This is a genomic window from Dokdonella sp. (assembly GCF_041395345.1).
Classification (GTDB): domain Bacteria; phylum Pseudomonadota; class Gammaproteobacteria; order Xanthomonadales; family Rhodanobacteraceae; genus Dokdonella.
Map to the genome: position 1 here is coordinate 1 of NZ_JAWLAR010000014.1, position 18,896 is coordinate 18,896.

At 60.6% G+C, this 18,896-nt stretch carries 20 protein-coding genes and 4 tRNA genes; 2 read left to right on the forward strand and 22 right to left on the reverse strand.

What is annotated here, in order from left to right; translation table 11 throughout:
* Nucleotides 1-41 precede the first annotated feature (41 nt).
* The 19 genes from rpsS to R3F00_RS13220 all read right to left on the reverse strand — a co-directional run bounded on the left by rpsS (nt 42) and on the right by R3F00_RS13220 (nt 12,620).
* Nucleotides 42-326, reverse strand: a complete 285-nt coding sequence (gene rpsS / locus R3F00_RS13130) for a 30S ribosomal protein S19 (protein WP_371282251.1) — start codon at nt 324-326, stop codon at nt 42-44.
* Nucleotides 327-334: 8 nt separating this feature from the next.
* Nucleotides 335-1,162, reverse strand: coding sequence for a 50S ribosomal protein L2 (gene rplB / locus R3F00_RS13135; RefSeq protein WP_371282252.1), 828 nt, complete (start codon nt 1,160-1,162; stop codon nt 335-337).
* 12 nt (nt 1,163-1,174) lie between these two features.
* Nucleotides 1,175-1,465 (reverse strand): 50S ribosomal protein L23, encoded by a 291-nt coding sequence (rplW, locus tag R3F00_RS13140; RefSeq protein ID WP_371282253.1) that lies wholly within the window; start codon nt 1,463-1,465, stop codon nt 1,175-1,177.
* Nucleotides 1,462-2,064: a 50S ribosomal protein L4 gene (gene rplD, locus R3F00_RS13145; protein WP_371282254.1), complete on the reverse strand. Its 603-nt coding sequence runs from the start codon at nt 2,062-2,064 to the stop codon at nt 1,462-1,464. Before rplD ends, rplW begins: the two co-directional genes overlap by 4 nt.
* 11 nt (nt 2,065-2,075) lie before the next feature.
* Nucleotides 2,076-2,717, reverse strand: coding sequence for a 50S ribosomal protein L3 (gene rplC / locus R3F00_RS13150; RefSeq protein ID WP_371282255.1), 642 nt, complete (start codon nt 2,715-2,717; stop codon nt 2,076-2,078).
* A gap of 22 nt (nt 2,718-2,739) precedes the next feature.
* Nucleotides 2,740-3,051 carry a 30S ribosomal protein S10 gene (rpsJ, locus tag R3F00_RS13155; protein ID WP_092406388.1) on the reverse strand — a complete coding sequence of 104 codons (312 nt, stop codon included), beginning with the start codon at nt 3,049-3,051 and terminating at the stop codon, nt 2,740-2,742.
* Between the two features lie 62 nt (nt 3,052-3,113).
* Nucleotides 3,114-4,304, reverse strand: coding sequence for an elongation factor Tu (tuf, locus tag R3F00_RS13160; RefSeq protein WP_371282256.1), 1,191 nt, complete (start codon nt 4,302-4,304; stop codon nt 3,114-3,116).
* 95 nt (nt 4,305-4,399) lie between these two features.
* Nucleotides 4,400-4,475: transfer RNA gene (locus R3F00_RS13165), tRNA-Thr, on the reverse strand.
* A 109-nt stretch (nt 4,476-4,584) separates the two neighbouring features.
* A tRNA-Gly gene (locus tag R3F00_RS13170) sits at nt 4,585-4,658 on the reverse strand.
* 62 nt (nt 4,659-4,720) lie between these two features.
* A tRNA-Tyr gene (locus tag R3F00_RS13175) sits at nt 4,721-4,806 on the reverse strand.
* Nucleotides 4,807-5,097: 291 nt separating this feature from the next.
* The gene (locus tag R3F00_RS13180; RefSeq protein WP_371282257.1) at nt 5,098-5,598 is read right to left on the reverse strand and encodes an acyl-CoA thioesterase; all 501 of its coding nucleotides are present in this window, start codon (nt 5,596-5,598) and stop codon (nt 5,098-5,100) included.
* 18 nt (nt 5,599-5,616) lie between these two features.
* Complete coding sequence (ychF, locus tag R3F00_RS13185; RefSeq protein WP_371282258.1) at nt 5,617-6,708, reverse strand: redox-regulated ATPase YchF; 1,092 nt, start codon at nt 6,706-6,708, stop codon at nt 5,617-5,619.
* Between the two features lie 71 nt (nt 6,709-6,779).
* Nucleotides 6,780-7,382: an aminoacyl-tRNA hydrolase gene (gene pth, locus R3F00_RS13190; protein WP_371282259.1), complete on the reverse strand. Its 603-nt coding sequence runs from the start codon at nt 7,380-7,382 to the stop codon at nt 6,780-6,782.
* A gap of 47 nt (nt 7,383-7,429) precedes the next feature.
* Nucleotides 7,430-8,101, reverse strand: a complete 672-nt coding sequence (locus R3F00_RS13195; protein WP_371282260.1) for a 50S ribosomal protein L25/general stress protein Ctc — start codon at nt 8,099-8,101, stop codon at nt 7,430-7,432.
* Between the two features lie 166 nt (nt 8,102-8,267).
* Nucleotides 8,268-9,236, reverse strand: coding sequence for a ribose-phosphate diphosphokinase (locus R3F00_RS13200; RefSeq protein ID WP_371282261.1), 969 nt, complete (start codon nt 9,234-9,236; stop codon nt 8,268-8,270).
* A gap of 69 nt (nt 9,237-9,305) precedes the next feature.
* Nucleotides 9,306-9,380, reverse strand: a tRNA-Gln gene (locus R3F00_RS13205).
* Between the two features lie 56 nt (nt 9,381-9,436).
* Complete coding sequence (gene ispE, locus R3F00_RS13210; protein ID WP_371282262.1) at nt 9,437-10,309, reverse strand: 4-(cytidine 5'-diphospho)-2-C-methyl-D-erythritol kinase; 873 nt, start codon at nt 10,307-10,309, stop codon at nt 9,437-9,439.
* Complete coding sequence (gene lolB, locus R3F00_RS13215; RefSeq protein WP_371282263.1) at nt 10,306-10,923, reverse strand: lipoprotein insertase outer membrane protein LolB; 618 nt, start codon at nt 10,921-10,923, stop codon at nt 10,306-10,308. Before lolB ends, ispE begins: the two co-directional genes overlap by 4 nt.
* Nucleotides 10,920-12,620 carry a tetratricopeptide repeat protein gene (locus R3F00_RS13220; RefSeq protein ID WP_371282264.1) on the reverse strand — a complete coding sequence of 567 codons (1,701 nt, stop codon included), beginning with the start codon at nt 12,618-12,620 and terminating at the stop codon, nt 10,920-10,922. The genes lolB and R3F00_RS13220 overlap by 4 nt, the downstream gene beginning before the upstream one ends.
* Nucleotides 12,621-12,913: 293 nt before the next feature.
* Here R3F00_RS13220 and hemA point away from each other — a divergent pair, with 293 nt between their 5' ends.
* Together hemA and prfA are read left to right on the forward strand one after the other, a co-directional pair.
* Complete coding sequence (gene hemA / locus R3F00_RS13225; protein WP_371282265.1) at nt 12,914-14,203, forward strand: glutamyl-tRNA reductase; 1,290 nt, start codon at nt 12,914-12,916, stop codon at nt 14,201-14,203.
* Nucleotides 14,204-14,286: 83 nt separating this feature from the next.
* Entirely contained in the window at nt 14,287-15,369 is a 1,083-nt protein-coding gene (prfA, locus tag R3F00_RS13230; RefSeq protein ID WP_371282266.1) for a peptide chain release factor 1, read from the forward strand.
* A 320-nt stretch (nt 15,370-15,689) separates the two neighbouring features.
* On the opposite strand, the gene R3F00_RS13235 is transcribed toward prfA, so the two are convergent.
* The 3 genes from R3F00_RS13235 to R3F00_RS13245 all read right to left on the reverse strand — a co-directional run bounded on the left by R3F00_RS13235 (nt 15,690) and on the right by R3F00_RS13245 (nt 18,890).
* A complete protein-coding gene (locus R3F00_RS13235; protein WP_371282267.1) occupies nt 15,690-16,442 on the reverse strand; it encodes a hypothetical protein in 753 nt (250 codons plus the stop codon).
* A gap of 220 nt (nt 16,443-16,662) precedes the next feature.
* Nucleotides 16,663-17,658 carry a HEAT repeat domain-containing protein gene (locus R3F00_RS13240; protein ID WP_371282268.1) on the reverse strand — a complete coding sequence of 332 codons (996 nt, stop codon included), beginning with the start codon at nt 17,656-17,658 and terminating at the stop codon, nt 16,663-16,665.
* Nucleotides 17,655-18,890: a HEAT repeat domain-containing protein gene (locus R3F00_RS13245; RefSeq protein ID WP_371282269.1), complete on the reverse strand. Its 1,236-nt coding sequence runs from the start codon at nt 18,888-18,890 to the stop codon at nt 17,655-17,657. The genes R3F00_RS13240 and R3F00_RS13245 overlap by 4 nt, the downstream gene beginning before the upstream one ends.
* Nucleotides 18,891-18,896: the final 6 nt, after the last annotated feature.

The window sequence follows — 18,896 nt, forward strand, 5'->3', positions numbered from 1 at the left end:
GCACTGCGCAATATCGCTTTGGCTTCCACGATGCTATCTCCTTATCGCTTCTTTTCGGCGGATTTCTTGTCGCCGGAGTGACCCTTGAACGTGCGGGTCACGGCGAACTCGCCGAGCTTGTGTCCGACCATGTTCTCGTTGACCAGAACCGGGACGTGTTGGCGGCCATTGTGAATGGCCAACGTCAGTCCGACCATTTCCGGCGAGACCATGGAACGGCGCGACCAGGTCTTGATCGGGCGCTTGTTGCTGCCAGTTGAAATCGCCTCCACCTTCTTCAGAAGGTGATGGTCGATGAACGGGCCTTTCTTCAATGAACGAGCCATGATCTATCTCAACCTCTGCGATCGCGCACGATGAACTTGTTGGTGCGCTTGTTCTTGCGCGTCTTGTAACCCTTGGTCGGCATGCCCCACGGGGACACCGGATGCGGATTACCCTGGCCTGCCTTCGCTTCACCACCACCGTGCGGATGGTCAACCGGGTTCATGGCAGCACCACGAACAGTCGGGCGAATGCCACGCCAGCGACTGGCTCCGGCCTTGCCGAGCTTCTCGAGGCTGTGCTCCGAGTTGCCCACTTCGCCGATGGTCGCGCGGCATTCAGCCGGCACCTTGCGCATTTCGCCAGAGCGAAGTCGCAAAGTCGCATGCCCCTGTTCGCGTGCTACCAGCTGGGCCGAGGCGCCGGCAGCGCGCGCGATCTGCGCCCCCTTGCCCGGCTTCATTTCGATGCAATGCACCGTCGAGCCGATCGGGATGTTGCGCAGCGGCAGCGAATTGCCAACCTTGATCGGGGCTTCGCGACCCGCCATCAGCTGGTCGTCAACCTTTGCACCCTTCGGCGCAATGATGTAACGACGCTCACCGTCTGCATAAAGCAGCAAGGCAATATGCGAAGTACGGTTCGGATCGTACTCCAGGCGCTCGATGCGGCAGGCAATACCTTCCTTGTCGCGCTTGAAGTCGATGATGCGGTAGTGCTGCTTGGAGCCGCCGCCCTTGTGACGCGTGGTGATGCGACCGTAGTGGTTGCGACCACCCGTCTTGCTCTTTGACTCGGTCAACGGAGCATAGGGAGCGCCCTTGTGCAGCCCCGGTGTCGATACGCGAACCGCGGAACGACGTCCAGGAGATGTGGGCTTGAGTGTAATCAGTGCCATGGATAATTCACCTTAGGCCTTGGCCATCACGTCGATGGATTGACCTTCGCCAAGACGTACATAGGCCTTGCGCTTGGTTCCGCGGGTACCGGTCCGCTGACGGAATGCCTTGGTCTTGCCCTTGAGGTTGACCACATTCACCGCCTCGACCTGCACATTGAACAGCTGCTCGACGGCCGCCTTTACGTCGGCCTTGGTCGCACCCTGCGCAACCTCGAAAACATACTGGTTGGATTCCTGCAGACGCGCCGTCTTCTCGGAGATCAGCGGAGCGCGCAGAACGTTGTAGAGAGCTTCTTTCATGCCAGCCACTCCTCGATCTTCTTGATCGAATCCACAGTCATCAGTACGTGATCCGCACCGACCAGACTGACTGGATCGATTGCCGCTGCATCAACCACATGCACATACGGAATATTGCGAGCCGCCAGGTACAGGGCTTCCGGAGCATTCTCGGCAACCAGGACACAGCGCCCTGTCGCTTCGAGCTCTGCCAGCTTGGCGACCAGAGTCTGCGTCTTCGGAGTATTGATGCCGAATCCGTCGATGATGCGAAGGCGACCCGTGCGATTGAGTTCCGAAAGAATCGAGACCAGCGCACCGCGGAACATCTTGCGGTTGATCTTCTGCGCAAAGCTGCGTGGCTTCGCCGCAAAAGTGACACCACCACCGATGAAGATCGGAGCCTTCAGGGCGCCATGACGTGCACCGCCACCCTTCTGGTTCTTCGACTTCTTGGTCGTACCGTTGACTTCCGAACGAGTCAGCTGCGCCTTGGTACCGGAACGACCGGCATTGCGGTACGCAACGACCACCTGGTGCACCAGGTCCTCACGGAATTCCTTGCCGAAGACGGCATCGGACACAGTGACTGGCTTGGAGCCTATGACATTGAGTTCCATCACTACGCTCCTTATGCCTTGACCGCAGGACGGATGATCAGGTTGCCACCCTTGGCGCCCGGGACCGAACCCTTGATCGCGATCAGATGACGCTCGCTGTCGATCTTGACGACCTCGAGATTCATCGACGAGCGACGAACTGCACCCATGTGACCGGCCATTTTCTTGCCCGGAAACACGCGGCCCGGAGTCTGACGCTGGCCGATCGAGCCCGGAGCACGATGCGACAGCGAGTTGCCGTGCGTCGCGTCACCCATCTTGAAGTTGAACTTCTTGATCGTGCCCTGGAAGCCCTTGCCCTTGGTGATGCCGGCGACGTCCACGATCTGTCCGACCGTGAAGATCTCGTCTGCCTTGACCTCACCGCCGACGCTGAACTTGGCCAGCTCGTCTGCTTCCAGACGGAACTCCCAAAGCCCGCGACCCGCCTCGACCTTGGCCTTGGCGTAGTGACCGGACAACGGCTTGTTGACGAGCGCCGCGCGCTTGCTTCCAGCCGTTACCTGGATGGCGTTGTAGCCATCGATTTCCGTCGTCTTCACCTGGGTCACACGGTTCGGCGTCGCTTCAATCAGCGTCACCGGAATCGAGCGGCCATCTTCTGTGAAGATTCGGCTCATGCCGCATTTGCGGCCTACCAATCCGATACTCATCATCGTGTCCTATATGCCGCTATCAGTAGAGCTTGATCTGGACGTCCACACCGGCCGCCAAGTCGAGCTTCATCAGGGCATCCACGGTCTTGTCGTTGGGATCAACGATATCCAGAACGCGCTTGTGAATGCGTGTTTCGTACTGGTCACGTGCATCCTTGTCTGCATGAGGCGACACCAGAATGGTGTAGCGCTCAATCTTTGTCGGAAGCGGAATCGGTCCACGAACCTGCGCACCCGTGCGCTTGGCCGTTTCCACGATCTCGCTTGCCGAACGGTCGATCAGGCGGTGATCAAATGCCTTGAGCCTGATGCGAATCTTCTGGTCTGCCATTGCCGTTTCCTGGTTGGGGCAAGGGGCGCGCACACCCCATGCCGCTCGGTTGTGTTTCTAAGTTACTCGAGGATCTTGGCAACGACACCGGCGCCGACGGTACGGCCGCCTTCGCGAATCGCGAAGCGCAGGCCATCGTCCATCGCGATCGGTGCAATCAGGGTCACCACCATCTTCACGTTGTCACCCGGCATCACCATCTCGACGCCTTCCGGCAGCTCGCACGCACCCGTTACGTCCGTCGTGCGGAAGTAGAACTGCGGACGGTAGCCCTTGAAGAACGGCGTATGACGACCGCCCTCTTCCTTCGACAGCACATACACCTCGGCTTCGAACTTCGTGTGCGGCGTGATCGATCCCGGCTTCGCCAGTACCTGTCCGCGCTCCACGTCGTCGCGCTTGGTGCCGCGCAGCAGCAGGCCGGCGTTGTCGCCTGCCTGACCCTGGTCGAGCAGCTTGCGGAACATCTCCACGCCCGTGACCGTCGTCTTCACCGTCGGGCGAATGCCCACGATTTCGATTTCGTCACCCACCTTGATGATGCCGCGCTCGATACGACCCGTAACCACCGTGCCGCGACCCGAGATCGAGAAGACATCCTCGACCGGCATCAGGAAGGACTTCTCCACGTCACGCTGCGGCTCCGGAATCCAGCTGTCCAGTGCGTCGACCAGCTTGATGATCGCCGGCACGCCAATCTCGGACTGGTCGCCTTCCAGCGCCTTCAGCGCCGAGCCGTGGATGATCGGGGTGTCGTCGCCCGGGAACTCGTACTTCGACAGCAGTTCGCGGACTTCCATTTCGACCAGCTCGAGTAGCTCGGCGTCGTCGACCATGTCCGCCTTGTTCAGGAACACCACCACGTACGGAACGCCCACCTGGCGTGCCAACAGGATGTGCTCGCGCGTCTGCGGCATCGGGCCGTCAGCTGCCGAACAGACCAGGATCGCGCCGTCCATCTGCGCGGCACCCGTGATCATGTTCTTCACGTAATCCGCATGGCCCGGGCAGTCAACGTGCGCGTAGTGGCGGTTCGGTGACTCGTATTCCACGTGCGCAGTCGAGATCGTGATGCCGCGCGCCTTCTCTTCCGGCGCCGCATCGATCGCGTCGTAGGCCTTGAACTCGCCACCAAAACGCTCTGCACCGATCTTCGTCAGCGCCGCCGTCAAGGTCGTCTTGCCGTGGTCAACGTGACCAATCGTGCCTACGTTGACGTGGGGCTTCTTGCGCTCGAACTTTTCCTTGGACATTTCTAGAGGCCTCTGGAGAAAGAATCTTCTCTAAACGGTGCGGCCAGCGATGGCCGCTTCTTGATTCTCCCGATCAGGGACAATCGCACTGACAATGGTGCTCACGAATGGAATCGAACCATCGACCTCTTCCTTACCAAGGAAGTGCTCTACCGACTGAGCTACGTGAGCGGTGACTCTCAGCCATCTTCCTTGATGGCAACTGCTGACCAGCATCCATGCTGGACTCTTCAACTCAAGGCATTCTCTTTCGCTTGCTTCAATTCGACCTTGGAGCTTTTGGAGCGGGAGAAGGGAATCGAACCCTCGTAATCAGTTTGGAAAACTGATGTTCTACCATTGAACTACTCCCGCCTATGGTTGAACTCTCCTGGTGTTGCGCCAATGGTGGTGCACGCCATCGGGTCTTGCTTGACTGGTGGAGGGAGGTGGATTCGAACCACCGAAGGCGTAAGCCAGCAGATTTACAGTCTGCCCCCGTTGGCCGCTTGGGTATCCCTCCAGAATCTTTCCTGCCTTTATGTAGAGCCACTTTTCCTTGCCGATTGGGTTCGCGCCGAATCTTCGTCGCGTTCGCCCAGATCGCCGCCAATTTCCACAGTCGCCAGACACGCAAACCAACCGGCCGAGGGTCGGTTTTGCCTTTTGGTTCGAATTGCATCCATACGCGGAGCCGCGCATTTTCGCGGAGCGGGACCGGGGTGTCAACAGCAAAAGCAGTGCCAGACCCCGATATCGGGGTCCCGAAGCGCCCTCTGCGCTCACTCAGACTCGCTTCGGTGCCGGACCTGGCTCAGGAACTGGCTCCGGAAGGCGATTCACGCAGGTCGGAGACTTCCTCATCGATTCGTCGATGCGCTTCCATGACTTTCTCCGCATACCGCGCCAGGGCGCGATCCTCATCGGTTTTTGGCGTCCAGGCGGGTACTGGAGTCGGCTTCCCATCCGGGGCATCCAGAGCCACAAAGGTCAGTACGCACTGGGTTGCCAGGCGGTCCTCCGTCAATCTGAGATCACGGGCGCGGACATCGACAACCAGATTCATGCTGGACCGTCCCGTATGCACCAGCCGACAGCGGACATGAACAAAATCACCGATCAGGATCGGTGCAACGAACTGGATGCCGCCCATGGCCGCGGTAACGCAGTATTTGCCGCTCCAGGCCACAGCGCAGGCGTAGGCGGCCTGGTCAATCCACTTCAGGACGGCTCCGCCATGCACCTTGCCGCCAAAATTCACATCGGTCGGCTCTGCCAGAAAGCGGAATTCAAGGACGTGTTGCTGACCGGACATGGCGCCACCTCTCGATTTTCAGACGTTGAAACGGAAATGCAGGACGTCGCCTTCCTTGACGATGTAGTCCTTGCCCTCCAGACGCAGACGGCCCGCCTCCTTGGCCCCGGATTCACCACGATACTTGATGAAATCGTCGTAGGCGATTGTTTCCGCGCGGATGAAGCCGCGCTCGAAATCGGTATGAATGACTGCGGCGGCCTGGGGCGCCGTGGCGCCGATCCTGACCTGCCAGGCCCGCACTTCCTTGACCCCGGCGGTGAAGTAGGTCTGCAAGCCAAGCAATCGGTAGCCGGCCCGAATGACGCGATTCAGGCCTGGCTCGTCGAAACCCATGTCGGCGAGAAACGCATCCCGATCCTGCTCCTCAAGCTGGGAAAGCTCTTCCTCGATCGCGGCACAAACCGGTACGACCTCGGCACCTTCGATTGCGGCTCGCTCGCGCACTTTTTCCAGCAGCGGGTTGTCGTTGAACCCGTCTTCGAGGACATTTGCTATATACATCAATGGCTTGAGCGTAAGCAGAAACAGGTCGCGGACCAGGGCCAGTTCGTCCTGATCCAGACCGGCCGCACGAGCCGGCCGTCCCTCGTTGAGGCAGGCCGCCAGTTTCTGCAGCACCGGGCGTTTTGCCAGTGCTTCCTTGTCATTCGCCTTGGCCGCACGCTCTGCCTTGTTCAACGCCTTGTCCACGGACTCCAGATCGGCGAGCGCGAGCTCGGTATCGATGGTCTCGATGTCGGAAATCGGATCGACCTTGTTTGCCACATGGACGATATCCGGGTGCTCGAAGCAGCGGACCACGTGCGCGATGGCGTCGACTTCGCGGATATGGGCAAGAAACTTGTTGCCGAGACCTTCACCCTTCGATGCACCGGCAACCAGACCGGCGATATCCACGAACTCCATGGAGGTCGGTATCGTTTTCTGTGGTTTGACGATGTCGGAGAGTTCGCCGAGACGCGGATCCGGCACCGGCACGACACCTACGTTGGGTTCGATCGTGCAGAACGGAAAGTTCGCAGCCGCGATACCGGCCTTGGTCAGCGCATTGAACAGGGTCGATTTGCCGACATTTGGCAAACCGACGATACCGCATTTGATACCCATGATTGTTTACCGGGAATGGAGAATCGGGAATGGGGAATGGAAAAAGCCGGCATCTCGCAAGACCTGCTTTCCTATTCCCCATTCCCCATTCCCGGTTCCCTGCCTGTATGCAACCTCTTCATGGCCTCGTTGAAGTTTCCGGCCACAGTCAGCGGAAGCACGTCGATGGCATTGCCTATGCTGCCAAGTATGGCTTGCTCGTCGTTGGAACCCGGCCGGCCGAGCACCCATGAGGTCACACGATCCTTGTGGCCAGGATGGCCGATTCCGATTCGCAGGCGATGAAATCTTCCATGCCCCAGATGCGCAAACGTATCGCGCAGCCCGTTCTGCCCGCCGTGCCCGCCATCGAACTTGAACCTTGCCGCACCAGGCGGCAAATCAAGATCATCGTGGGCGACCAGCATTTCGTCGGGCTCGATCTTGTAGTAGCGCAGCGCCGAAGCGATGGCGATGCCGCTCTTGTTCATGAATGTGATCGGCTTGAGCAACAGCAAAGATTCGCCACCCAGGGAAATCTTTGCCGTTTCGGCATGCAATTTCGACTCGATGCCGAAACGCACCCCCTCACGCTGGGCCAGCGAATCGACAAACCAGAACCCGGCGTTGTGCCGGGTCCTGAGATGTTCGGCCCCGGGGTTGCCGAGGCCTACGATCAGGCGCAAACGATTCATCACAGTCAAATTGCCCCCTGCCGGCGGGCAGCAGGGGACATTGCGACCTACTTGTCGTCGTCGCCGTCCGCTTCCTTCTTCTCGGCTTCGGCTTCCGCGCCTTCGGCCGCATCTTCGTCCACGACGTCCACTTCTTCGCGGCCGAGCTTGGCGCTGACCACGGTAATGTCGTGCTCCTTGCCAAGCTTGAGCTCGGGAATTTCGGTACCAGCGGGCAGCTTCAGTGACGAAAGATGGATGATGTCGTCAACCTTCAGGTCAGCCAGATCCACCTCGATGTACTCGGGCAGGTCCTTCGGCAAGCAGGCGACTTCAACCTCGGTCACTTCGTGCATGATGATCACGCCGGATGCCTTGCCGGCAGGCGAAGTATCCTGGTTGAGGAAGTGCAGCGGTACGCGAACGCGGATTTCCTCGTTCTCGTTGATGCGCAGGAAATCCAGATGCAGGATCTGCTGCTTGAACGGATGGCGCTGCATGTCCCGCAACAGCACCTTCTGCACGTCACCGTCGAGGCTCAAGTCCAGAACCGAGGAATAGAACCACTCGTTCTGCGCTGCCATGTAGACATCCTTGTGCGCCATCTGGATGCTCACTGGCCCCAGTTCTCCGCCACCGTAAACGATGGCCGGTACGCTGCCCGCACGACGCAGGCGGCGGCTCGCACCCTTCCCCTCGTCCTTGCGCAGCTCTACCGAAAGTTCATGTGTCTTTGCCATTTTCGTGTTGCCTTTTCTTCAGTGATTCGCCTCGCGGCGATTTAATAACTCCCCCGCGACCAGGAGAGTTGTCTTGAACCGGGAATAGGGATTCGGGATTGGGGATTCGCAAGAAGCGGGAAACCGCCTTGCCAAAGCTCCAATCCCGAATCCCGAATCTCGGCTCCTAGTCCACGTACAACGAACTCACCGATTCGCCAAAGGCGATTCGACGGATCGTTTCTGCCAGCAATTCGGCGACCGAAAGCTGGCGAATTCGCGTGCATGCCTGCGCTTCCTGCGACAAGGGAATCGAATCGGTCACGACCAGCTCATCGAGCTGCGACCCTTCAAGATTCCTGATCGCCGGGCCGGACAGCACCGCATGCGTACAGTAGGCCACTACCTTGCGGGCGCCCTGGCGCTTGAGCGCCGCGGCAGCCGCACACAGGGTGCCGGCGGTATCGACGATGTCATCGACCAGTACGCAGACCTTGTCGTTGACCTCACCGATGATATTCATCACGGTCGCTTCGTTCGGTCGCGGCCGACGCTTGTCGATGATGGCCAGATCGGCATCATCCAGTCGCTTGGCAATCGCCCTGGCGCGAACCACGCCACCCACGTCGGGACTGACCACGATCAGGTTGTCCCGGGCGTAATAGCGCCAGATATCGGCCAGCAACACCGGTGATGCATAAACGTTGTCCAGGGGAATGTCGAAAAAGCCCTGAATCTGGTCGGCATGCAAGTCGACCGTCAGCACCCGATCCGTGCCCACGGCGCCTATCATCTTGGCTGCAACCTTGGCCGTGATCGCCACGCGCGCCGAACGCGGGCGACGATCCTGCCGCGCATACCCGAAATACGGCAGCACGGCAGTCACACTGGCGGCAGAAGCGCGCTTCAGCGCATCCACCAGCACCAGCAACTCCATGAAATTGTCCGCTGTCGGCGCCGAAGTCGGCTGCACGACAAAGACCTCCTGGCGGCGAACATTCTCCTCGATTTCTATCTGTACTTCACCGTCGCTGAAACGTCCTACCTGGGCCTTGCCCAGCGGTACGCCCAGTTCCGTGCAGATCGCCTGGGTCAACGGGCGGTTCGCATTGCCGCTGAACACCAGGATGCTCGAGGAACTTGCTGCGGTGTTCAATGGCCACTCCGTTACGCTGCTGGCTGCCAACAGGCAGCATGGACACAACCGCACCCGGACTTCCGGACGTGGCTGGGGCGGCAGGATTCGAACCTGCGAATGCCAGGATCAAAACCTGGTGCCTTACCACTTGGCGACGCCCCACCAAGAAACTGGAAAACGCGATCTTCAGCCTGAATGCGGATGAATCACGCCCTTGCTCATGAAGCGGGCCCGACATCCGCCGGCAATGCGGCCAGCAAGGGTGATCGGTTGATCCCGCGCACTACCCGGGCGCGCATGCCGGGGGGACACTGGTCGGCAATTGCTTGCGCCCTTTCTGCATCCACCGCCACGAATACCGCTGATCCGGTGCCACTCAGTCGCGAATTTCCCCATTGACCCAGCCAGTCAAGCGCCTTTGCCACCTCGGGATATCGCGCCCGCACGACCGGCTCGAACGCATTATGCGTACTCACCCCGGAAACGAAGCCCGCAATTGTCAAGGGTGCGCTATCGCGTGTCAATTCGGGAGCCTGAAAAAGCCGTGCTGTCGGCACCTCCACGCCAGGGTCCACGACCACGAAATGGCGGTCTGGCAAATCCAGTGGCGTGAGCTGCTCGCCGACCCCTTCGGCAAAAGCGCTGCGCCCTTGAACGAAAACGGGAACGTCAGCGCCAAGTCGGGCCCCGAGTTCGGACAGGCCGGCGCGGTCCAGGCCAGCGTTCCACAGATGGTTGAGCGCAACCAGCGTGGAAGCCGCGTCCGAACTGCCGCCACCGAGTCCGCCGCCCATGGGAATCCGCTTTTCCACGCGAACATCCGCGCCGAGCGGGCATGAGCTGGATTTCTGCAGCAGGCGGGCAGCACGGACAGTCAGATCATCCTGCTCGGCCACTCCCTTCAGCGTACCTTCCCGCCGGACCTGTCCGTCCCGGCGAATGCGCAGGTGGATGGTGTCGCCCCAGTTCAGCAGCTGGAATACGGTCTGCAGCAGGTGGTAGCCGTCGGCCCTGCGACCGGTGACATGCAGGAACAGATTCAATTTGGCCGGAGCCGGCCAGGAAGTCCATTCGCCACTCGTTTCGGTCACGGCAGGTCCCACCGCTGGATCGCCAGGCGAACCTTGTACTCGCCATTGCTGGCGAAAATGCGCCGTGGCAACGCAGGTTCGCGCGCCTCGTCGTACTCCTTGAACTCAACAAGCCAGCCAGCCTGGCGGAACTCGGCGGGCAGGCCATCGGCTCGAAAGACAATCTCGGCAGGTCCGGCGGCACGCAGTCCTCGTACCCAGTGCGCCAGCTCGGTCACCGGCACGTTCCAGCCCAGCTCGCGCTCGAGCAGGCTTGAGGCATCGCGTGCAGCGACCGGTCCGGGCTGCAGACCGGTCAGTTCGGCACCGTGATCATTTCCGCTCAGGGTCCAGGTCTTGCCCGTGACCGGCGCATGCATGGTGAAACGAAACTCGACGCCCTTCTGCTGCCAATCCAGTGAGCCGCTACCCGAATCTTCGGGCCCGGAAAGCGCGAGTCTGCCCTTCAGGGACCAGTCGCTCATTGCCGTCAACTGCTGCTCACGCTGCTGCTGCGCCGCAAGCAGGGCGGCATCCGGGCGGACTCGCGGAGCAGCGCAGGCGACCAGAAGCAAAGCCAGCAGGCCCACCGGCAGCAGTCGCCACTGGCGCATCGGGAACGGCTTTGCGATCACGAAGCCAGCCGCTTCATGGTCTCCAGAAGCACCTTGTTCTCGGCATCCTTTTCGCGCCCCTCGGCCCAGATTCGACGCGCTTCGTCGCGTTCTCCCTTGACCCAGAGCACTTCGCCCAGATGCGCGGCGACCTCCCCATCCGGCTGCTTTGCATAGGCTCTGCGCAGCAACTTGATCGCCTTATCCAGGTTGCCGAGGCGGTACTGCGCCCAGCCGTAACTGTCGATGATGGCCGGCTCATCAGGCTTGATGCTGATGGCCCTTTCGATCAGCTCGTTGGCTTCGACAATGCGATCGGTGCGATCCGCCAGGGTGTAGCCCAGTGCATTCAGGGCATCGGCGCTGTCCGGATCTTCGGCAAGCACGCTGCGCAGATCGCGCTCGCCGGCGGCAATGTCGTCAAGTTCGATCGACAACATGGCACGTGCGTAGAGCAGCCTCTGTTCGCCCGGAAGCAGGTCCAGGCCGCGTGAATACACGGCCAGGGCATCACGCTTGCGCGACTTCCGGATCAGCAGGTCCGCTTCCAGCAGATACAGGTCGACCGTTTCACGCGTATCGGTACCCACGGCAAGGCGCAGCTCGTTGATCTTGGCCTGGGCGGCCTTGGTGTCGCCTTGCTGGTCACTCAGTACGACAACGCGCATGCCTGCATCGAGCCAGTTTTCGTCGTCCTCCGGAACTTGCCGATACCATCGCGCTGCGGCAGCATTTTTCTCGATCAGCTCCGCTATCTGGCCAAGCAGAAAGAGGCGCTTGCCACTGCGGTCCCCATCGTCCGACTCGATCTCAAGGTAGAGCGCAGGCAGCAGGGTCTTGTCGTCCGATCGCGCAGCATAGGCAGCGCGCGCTGCGTAAACGACATCGGTCTGCTTGCCCCTGGACAGAGCCTTTGCGGCGCCAGCGTAGTCGCCCGTCTCGGCGATCAACGCAGCATAACCCGTGCGCAGCCTGAGGCTCTCCGGATCGCGCTTGAGGGCCTCGCCAAACCGCTTCCGGGCGAGTGGCTTGTCCTCGCTGTCGAGGGCGAGCTGTGCACTCCACGCATAGGTATCGGCACTCTCGAAGCGCGCCAGAGCATTCTCGGACAGCTGATTGGCCAGTTTCTTGTCGCCCAACTTGAAGGCCAGCTGGCTCATTGCGATCCAGTTCTGGTCGTTTTCGCCGAGGCGTTCGGGGGTGGCCAGGCGGTTCAGCAGGGCCGTTGCCTGACCCTTGTCTTCGGTGCCGATGAGAACCTGCGCAATCGATCGCCAGCCCCCATCCGCATCCGACTTCGCAATAGCCTCGAGCTCAGTGAACGCGCGCTCGGTCTCGCCTTCAGACAGGGCAATCCAGGCGCTGGCCTGAAGTACACCGGGAGAATCCGGCGCCAGTGCCTTCCAGCGCTGCAGGGCCTTCCGTGCCAGCGGCGTCTGACGGATCGCAAGGGCGAGACGCGTGGCCTGTTCGGCAATGGCGGGATTCGGCGACAGCTCCGCTGCTTCCGCATAGCCTTCGGCCGCAGACTCGAGGTCATTCTTCTGCAAGGCGTATTCGGCCGCTATCAGCTTCAGCGGCAAGTCGCGTTCGGGAGGCACCGGCGACACGCTTTGGGTCACGGCGGACACCCGATCGGGTCGGGTTTGTACGGAACTGGAGCAACCGGCCAGGACGACCAGACCGGCAAATCCCATCGCCGCCAGGCGAAAGAACATCTGGTTTCGACAGTGTTGCCTCTGCCTGTTGTTGATTTTCATTCTCACGCAGAAAAACCCTCGAAACCGTGTATTTGCTTGAACCTGGTCGATGCTGCCCGCACAATCCTTTGCGCCATGGAGATCTGATGGATGTTGCGCAAGCGCCCAGGATTTCAATGCACTATGACCAGCATGGACGGCCTTTTGTTCATGGCCGTGCCCGTCGGAACCAGGCTTGATTCTACGCAGACACCTGTTCGCCTGTCCGAGGATCGGGCTCTACGGCGCTATTTTCCCGGATTGTTGCACGCATGGCCCTGATTACACTTGGACTCAACCACCTCTGCGCACCCATTGCACTGCGTGAGCGGGCAGCGTTTGCTCCCGATTCCACGCCGGACGCAGTCGCCGAGCTGATTGCCCAGCCGGGTGTTCGCGAGGCCGCCATTCTCTCCACCTGCAATCGCACCGAGCTGTATTGCAATGTCGAGCCCGGCGCAGAATCCTCGCCCTTTGTCTGGCTGCACCAGCATCGGCAACTGCATGGCGAGAACATCGAGGAGTTTGTCTATCGGCACCATGATGCCGACGCGGTGCGCCACCTTTTTCGCGTCGCTACCGGTCTTGAATCCATGGTCCTGGGCGAACCGCAGATCCTCGGACAGGTCAAGGATGCATATTCCTTCGCGCGTCAGGCGCGCGGTCTGGAAGCGCCGCTGGAGCGCCTGTTCCAGAACACCTTTTCAGTTGCCAAGCGGGTGCGATCGGATACCCGCATCGGCGCGAACACGGTATCGGTCGCGTTTACGGCGGTTCGGCTGGCCGAGCAGGTCTTTACCGATCTCAACGAAGCCTGCGTCCTGCTCATCGGCGCAGGCGAAACGATCGAACTGACCGCCAGGCACCTGACCGAGGCCAGGGTGCGTCGACTGATCGTCGCGAATCGCACGCTCGACAACGCCCAGGCTCTGGCCGGCCGTTTCGGCGGCTACGCGATTCCACTGGACGATCTGGAAAAACATCTGGCTGAAGCGGATATCGTGATTTCCTCGACGGCTTCCCGCGAACCCGTTCTAACCCGCCCCATGGTTGCCGCCGCAATCGCTGCGCGAAGGCGGCGACCGATGTTCCTGGTCGACATAGCCGTTCCCCGCGATATCGCGCCCGACGTAGGCAAACTGGATGACGTGTTCCTGTACACGATCGACGACCTGCGCGAGGTCATCGACGAAAACCTGCGCTCACGCCAGCAAGCGGCGCGCGAAGCCGAGGCGATGATCGAACTTTCGGTGGAGCACTTCATGGACTGGTGGCGCGCGCTCGATTTGCGCAATCCGGTCAGCATGGTGCGTCGGGATGCCGAGGCCAGCCGCGACGAGATCCTGAACAAGGCCCGCCAGCTGCTGGCCCGAGGCCGTAGCCCCGAAGAAGCACTGGACTATCTGGCCCACACGCTGACCAACAAGTTGCTGCATGCGCCCAGCGCCAATCTTCGCGCGGCCGCTCTCAGGGGTGATTCCGAGTTGCTGCATGCGGCAGAGAAACTGTTCGACGCCCAGTCCGGCAGCAATGCCCGGCTGCCGAAAAAACCGCGCAATTGATGTCCGCTCACGTACGATCACATCCCTGCCCTGAGGCCGCCTTGGCGTATCATGCGCGCGGCTGACTGGCCGCCAGGAAACCCATGACACCGTCGATTCGTCGCAAGCTCGAGCAACTCGCCGAACGCCATCAGGAACTTGAACATCTGCTCTCCAGCGCTGAAGTGCTGGGAGATGTCAAACGTCTGCGTGAAGTGTCTCGCGAGCATGCGCAGCTGGGTCCGCTCAGCGAAGCGCTGGCCGACTACGACGCCAACCAGGCCGCACTGAAGGCCGCTCGGGCCATGTTGACCGATCCTGAAATGGCCGAACTGGCAACGGAAGAAATTGCCGCGCTTGAAGCTCGCGAAACCGAGCTGGACGATCAACTCAATCTCCTTCTGCTACCGAGCGACCCCCGTGACGAAGGCAATCTGTTTCTGGAAATTCGTGCCGGAACCGGCGGCGACGAAGCGGCAATCTTCGCCGGCGACCTGCTGCGCATGTACCTGCGCTATGCCGAACAACGCCGCTGGCAGGTCGAAATCCTGACCGAAAGCGAGGGCGAGCATGGTGGCTACAAGGAAGTGATTGCGCGCATCGAGGGCAAGGGCGCCTACTCGAAATTGAAATTCGAGTCAGGAACGCACCGCGTCCAGCGAGTCCCGGAAACCGAGTCGCAGGGCCGTATCCATACTTCGGCCGCTACCGTGGCGATCCTGCCAGAGCTCGACGAAATCGATGACATCGAGATCAACCCGGCGGACCTGAAAACCGATACGTTTCGCGCTTCCGGTGCCGGCGGCCAGCACGTCAACAAGACCGATTCGGCGATTCGCATTACCCACCTGCCCAGCGGGATCATCGTCGAGTGTCAGGACGAGCGCTCGCAGCACAAGAACCGTGCCCGCGCCTTGTCCTTGTTGAAAGCCAAGCTGCTCGACGAACAGCGCAGCCAGCAGACCGCGGCCCAGGCCGAATCGCGGCGCCTGCAAGTAGGCTCCGGCGACCGCAGCCAGCGCATTCGCACTTACAACTTCCCGCAAGGCCGGGTCACCGACCACCGCGTCAATCTCACCCTCTATCGGCTGCCCGAGATCATGCAGGGTGACCTAGGCGAGTTGATCGAGACGCTGACCCGCGAAGACCAGACCGACCAGTTGCAGCTGCTGGCGGGGCAACATTGATAGAGCGTGGTTGATTAACCGGGGCGATGCAAAGCCGGTTGCTGACTGATCAGATCGTCTTGCCGATGACGTCAGATTTCAACTGCAGCTGTGAATTCAGGGCCAAGCTTTCTCCGCTGCTACCAGAAGGGGAATCGCTTCCAGGTGGCGTCCAGCTGCAGGATTGACCGGGTTCGGCCGCGAAACAGAACGATTGATATGCTCGCGCGCTAATACCGTGGCCGGCTACCCGGACTGCCTGCCTTGCTGACCAACGAACACCAAAAGCTGAGAGGCGTTCGCGGCAGTCGAATCTGTTACCGTGGCGGAACCGCCGGATTCTAGAGCACGCGTCCGACAACGTCGGACTTCAGGCTTGCGCTCGATTCCAGAGCGAGGCTTTGGCCTTCTTCGACCGCTGCCTTGCTGCCTGGTTGGTTCCAGCGGCAATGGCTGCTATTCCGCTGAGCCGATCGAGGTGAGCTGCCAACTGAAAAGCAGACCGGTACGACGACTGATCCAGGAACGCCAACTCCAGCCACCCGTTCCGGCTCATAGGTCCAGGATCGAACGGCTTCCTCGGCCAGTTTTCCGAGGCTCCCTTTGGTCGCACCCGAGCGATGCGCCAGGACTACGCTTGTAGGCACGCCGTCGTGGTCAAAGCCGACTTCATAGAAAAAGCTTGCGTAGCCATCACCGTCCAACAATTTGCGAACTTCCTTCGCCGGAAATCGAGGTGGCGTCGATGCGTCAGCGACAAATCCGCCGGTCCGGGCATCGTCGATACGAAGCGAAAACTGCTCGCCGTCCGGTAGCGGGGCCAGAGTGACCTGGACGGAAAGCAGCGTGTCGGTGCCGGCTGGCTCTCCGTTAACCGTGCCCGGGACGAAACTCCAACTGCGAACTACAGGCTCAAGTTTCTGGCGCACGGCATCGATCGTGCTGCCCTTTGGTTCCAGTGCCGTGATACGCCCCTCCGGATCAAGGTGCATTTTCCATTGAACGGTAGTTGTCAATTCATCGCCGCTGGCGGCAGCCAGGGCAAATGCCGGCACGAAAGTCACGGCAAACAACACGATCAGCTTCCTGAGCACGAGAATCTCCCTTGGCTACATTGCGGTTCCTCTCCTCCAGACTACTTAGGAGCGTTGCAAGGGTCAATCTTTCAGAAATCAAACTTCACAATCCGATATGGTTGTCATTCTGCGGGCTTGAACCTCTGATCGCGCAGGTGTTCGGGAACGCCTGCACGATGGGACCCGTTCAGCTCCTCGGCTGGCTTGCTGCTCGCGCAAACAGAGTCACAACCGCCGATCACCGTGTCAGCATGTCGTCGAGAAAGGCCATGGCTTCGTCGGTTCCGGATTCGCCAAGCCAGAACAGGGCCTTTTCCTTGACCGGTCTCGGGTAGTTGCCGCGAATGACGGCAATCAGGGCCCGGGTTGCGTCTTCTTCATCCAGTTGGGACAGGGCGAACACGGCCTCTTCACGAACATCGTCGGAAGCTTCGCTGTCCAGGGCAGCAAGAATGTCGGTCTGTGCGCGTGGATCTTCCATCTGCGCCATCCAGAACAGGGCCTTGCCTCGCACCTCGGCAGACGCATCCTGCTTCGAGATGCGCAGGACGCGATCGTAAGCATCCTTTTCACTGGATTGAGAGAGCGAGAACACCGCGTGTTCGCGCATCTCCTCTGCAGGATCGCTGTTCGCCACACGCTCGACGAAGTCGGCTCCGCGAGCACCACGCGCGTGGCCGAGCCAGAACACCGACTCCTCGCGAATCTTTTTCGCTCTTGGAGCGGAGGCCAGGTCAATCAGAACCCGAGTCGCTTCTTCGTCGGCGTGCAAGGCGATGGCTGGCAATACCGTGGACTTCTTTTCCTCAACGCCCGGATGGGCCTCGACCCACTTGAGGAGGGTCTTGATGCTGTCGACCGGCTCGACCGGGTCGATCCATCGAAGGGAAGTGGCGCTGGTGACCGGACAGTTGGCCGAGTAGGCCAGGATTCGGTCGGCCTTGCCGTTGTCGACGTGCCAGTAGATGCTGAGTTCGTCAGGGCCAGCCGCCTCTTCCCGTACGGAAACGAACGAGCCCTTTTTCGAATCCAGGTCACAGCCCGTCTTGCGAAATTCGCCGTTGTCGAAACTCGAATAGCAACAGGATGATCCGGAACCCGCCACCTGCGGCACGCGGTAACCCACCCACCCGTCCTGCTGTTCAACCCGCTTTTGCAGATCCGATGCGTCTGCCCGGGTGAAACCGCTGAAACACAAGACTGCGAGAACAATGAAGCTTCCTGATTTGATCACGGCTGGTCACTCCCCTTGTCAAGTTCGGCTTCGATGAGGTCCAGCGCGGCATCGCCGTCCGTCAGCGTGATCATGCGCAGCAGGGCTTTCTTTTCCTCGCGGGTCCCGGCTTCGCGATACAGACCGAGCATGACGTCGCCGTCTCCGGCAATCAGCATTCCCTGCAGTGCTGCCTGACGGATTCCTTCGGAGCTGGCCGATTTGTAGATACCCGCCAGGGTAGTGCCCGCGTCGCCCTCGTCGGCAATGCCTATCGCCCGAATGGCCTCGACGCGAATGTCCTCGGGCTGATTCGACGTGGCAATCCGGGCCAACGTGTCGGAATCTCCCGCGACGCCCAGCGATTGCAGGATCGCCTTGCGGTTCTCTGCTGATTTCTCACTCTCGAACAGGCTGCGCAGTTCTGCGGTCGCGTCCATTGCGCCCAGAGCCTGAATGGCTTCCTTGCGCAATTCTTCATCGGATTCATGGCTTGCCGACTGCATGACCAGGTCAGCCCGATCGGCGATCAGCCAGGCCTGGATGATGCTGCGCTTGTCCTCGGCATCGCTGGCGCTGGAATAGATGCTACGCAGATTCTCGATTGCCCGATCCTCGCCACTCACGCCCAGCATCCGGATAGCGTCGGCACGCAGCTCCTCATCACGGGAAGTCTTTGCGAATTCGGTCAGGGTATCGAGGGCGACGTCTTCGTCGAGCTGACTCAGCACGAACAAGGCGCGCTTCTTGACCTGGGTGGGCTGTGATCCATTCAGAACCTTGCGCAGTATCGGAAGTGCGCGCTCCGCCGGCGCCTGCATCAAACCTGCCACCGCGATTTCGGCCAGTTCCTCGTCGTCTTCACCGACTGCAGCCATGGCGCTACCAGCCTGCGACTGTCGCAACAGGTCCTGTGCATCGCCCAACCAGCGGCTGTCCGGATAGTTGCGCTGCAGCCGTTCCACGGTTGACCTGGCTTCGGCAGTGCGCCGCGCCTGGAACAGGGCATACGCCTGCCAATACACCGCCGCATCGGCACTGGCAGGCTCCTGCTTCTGCAAGTCGCTTTCGAGCCGGCTGAAACGTGCAAGCGCGGTGCTCCAGTCCGCATTTTTCAGCGCATCGTGGCCCTGCCAGTAGAGGGCAGCGAGCTGCTTGTCACTCGGCGCCATGGCCCGGTCGGATGCGGCCTGTGCGTCGACACCTGCCACCAAGCAAAGGCAGAACATCATCATGAGGATTTTCTTGGTCATCGAATT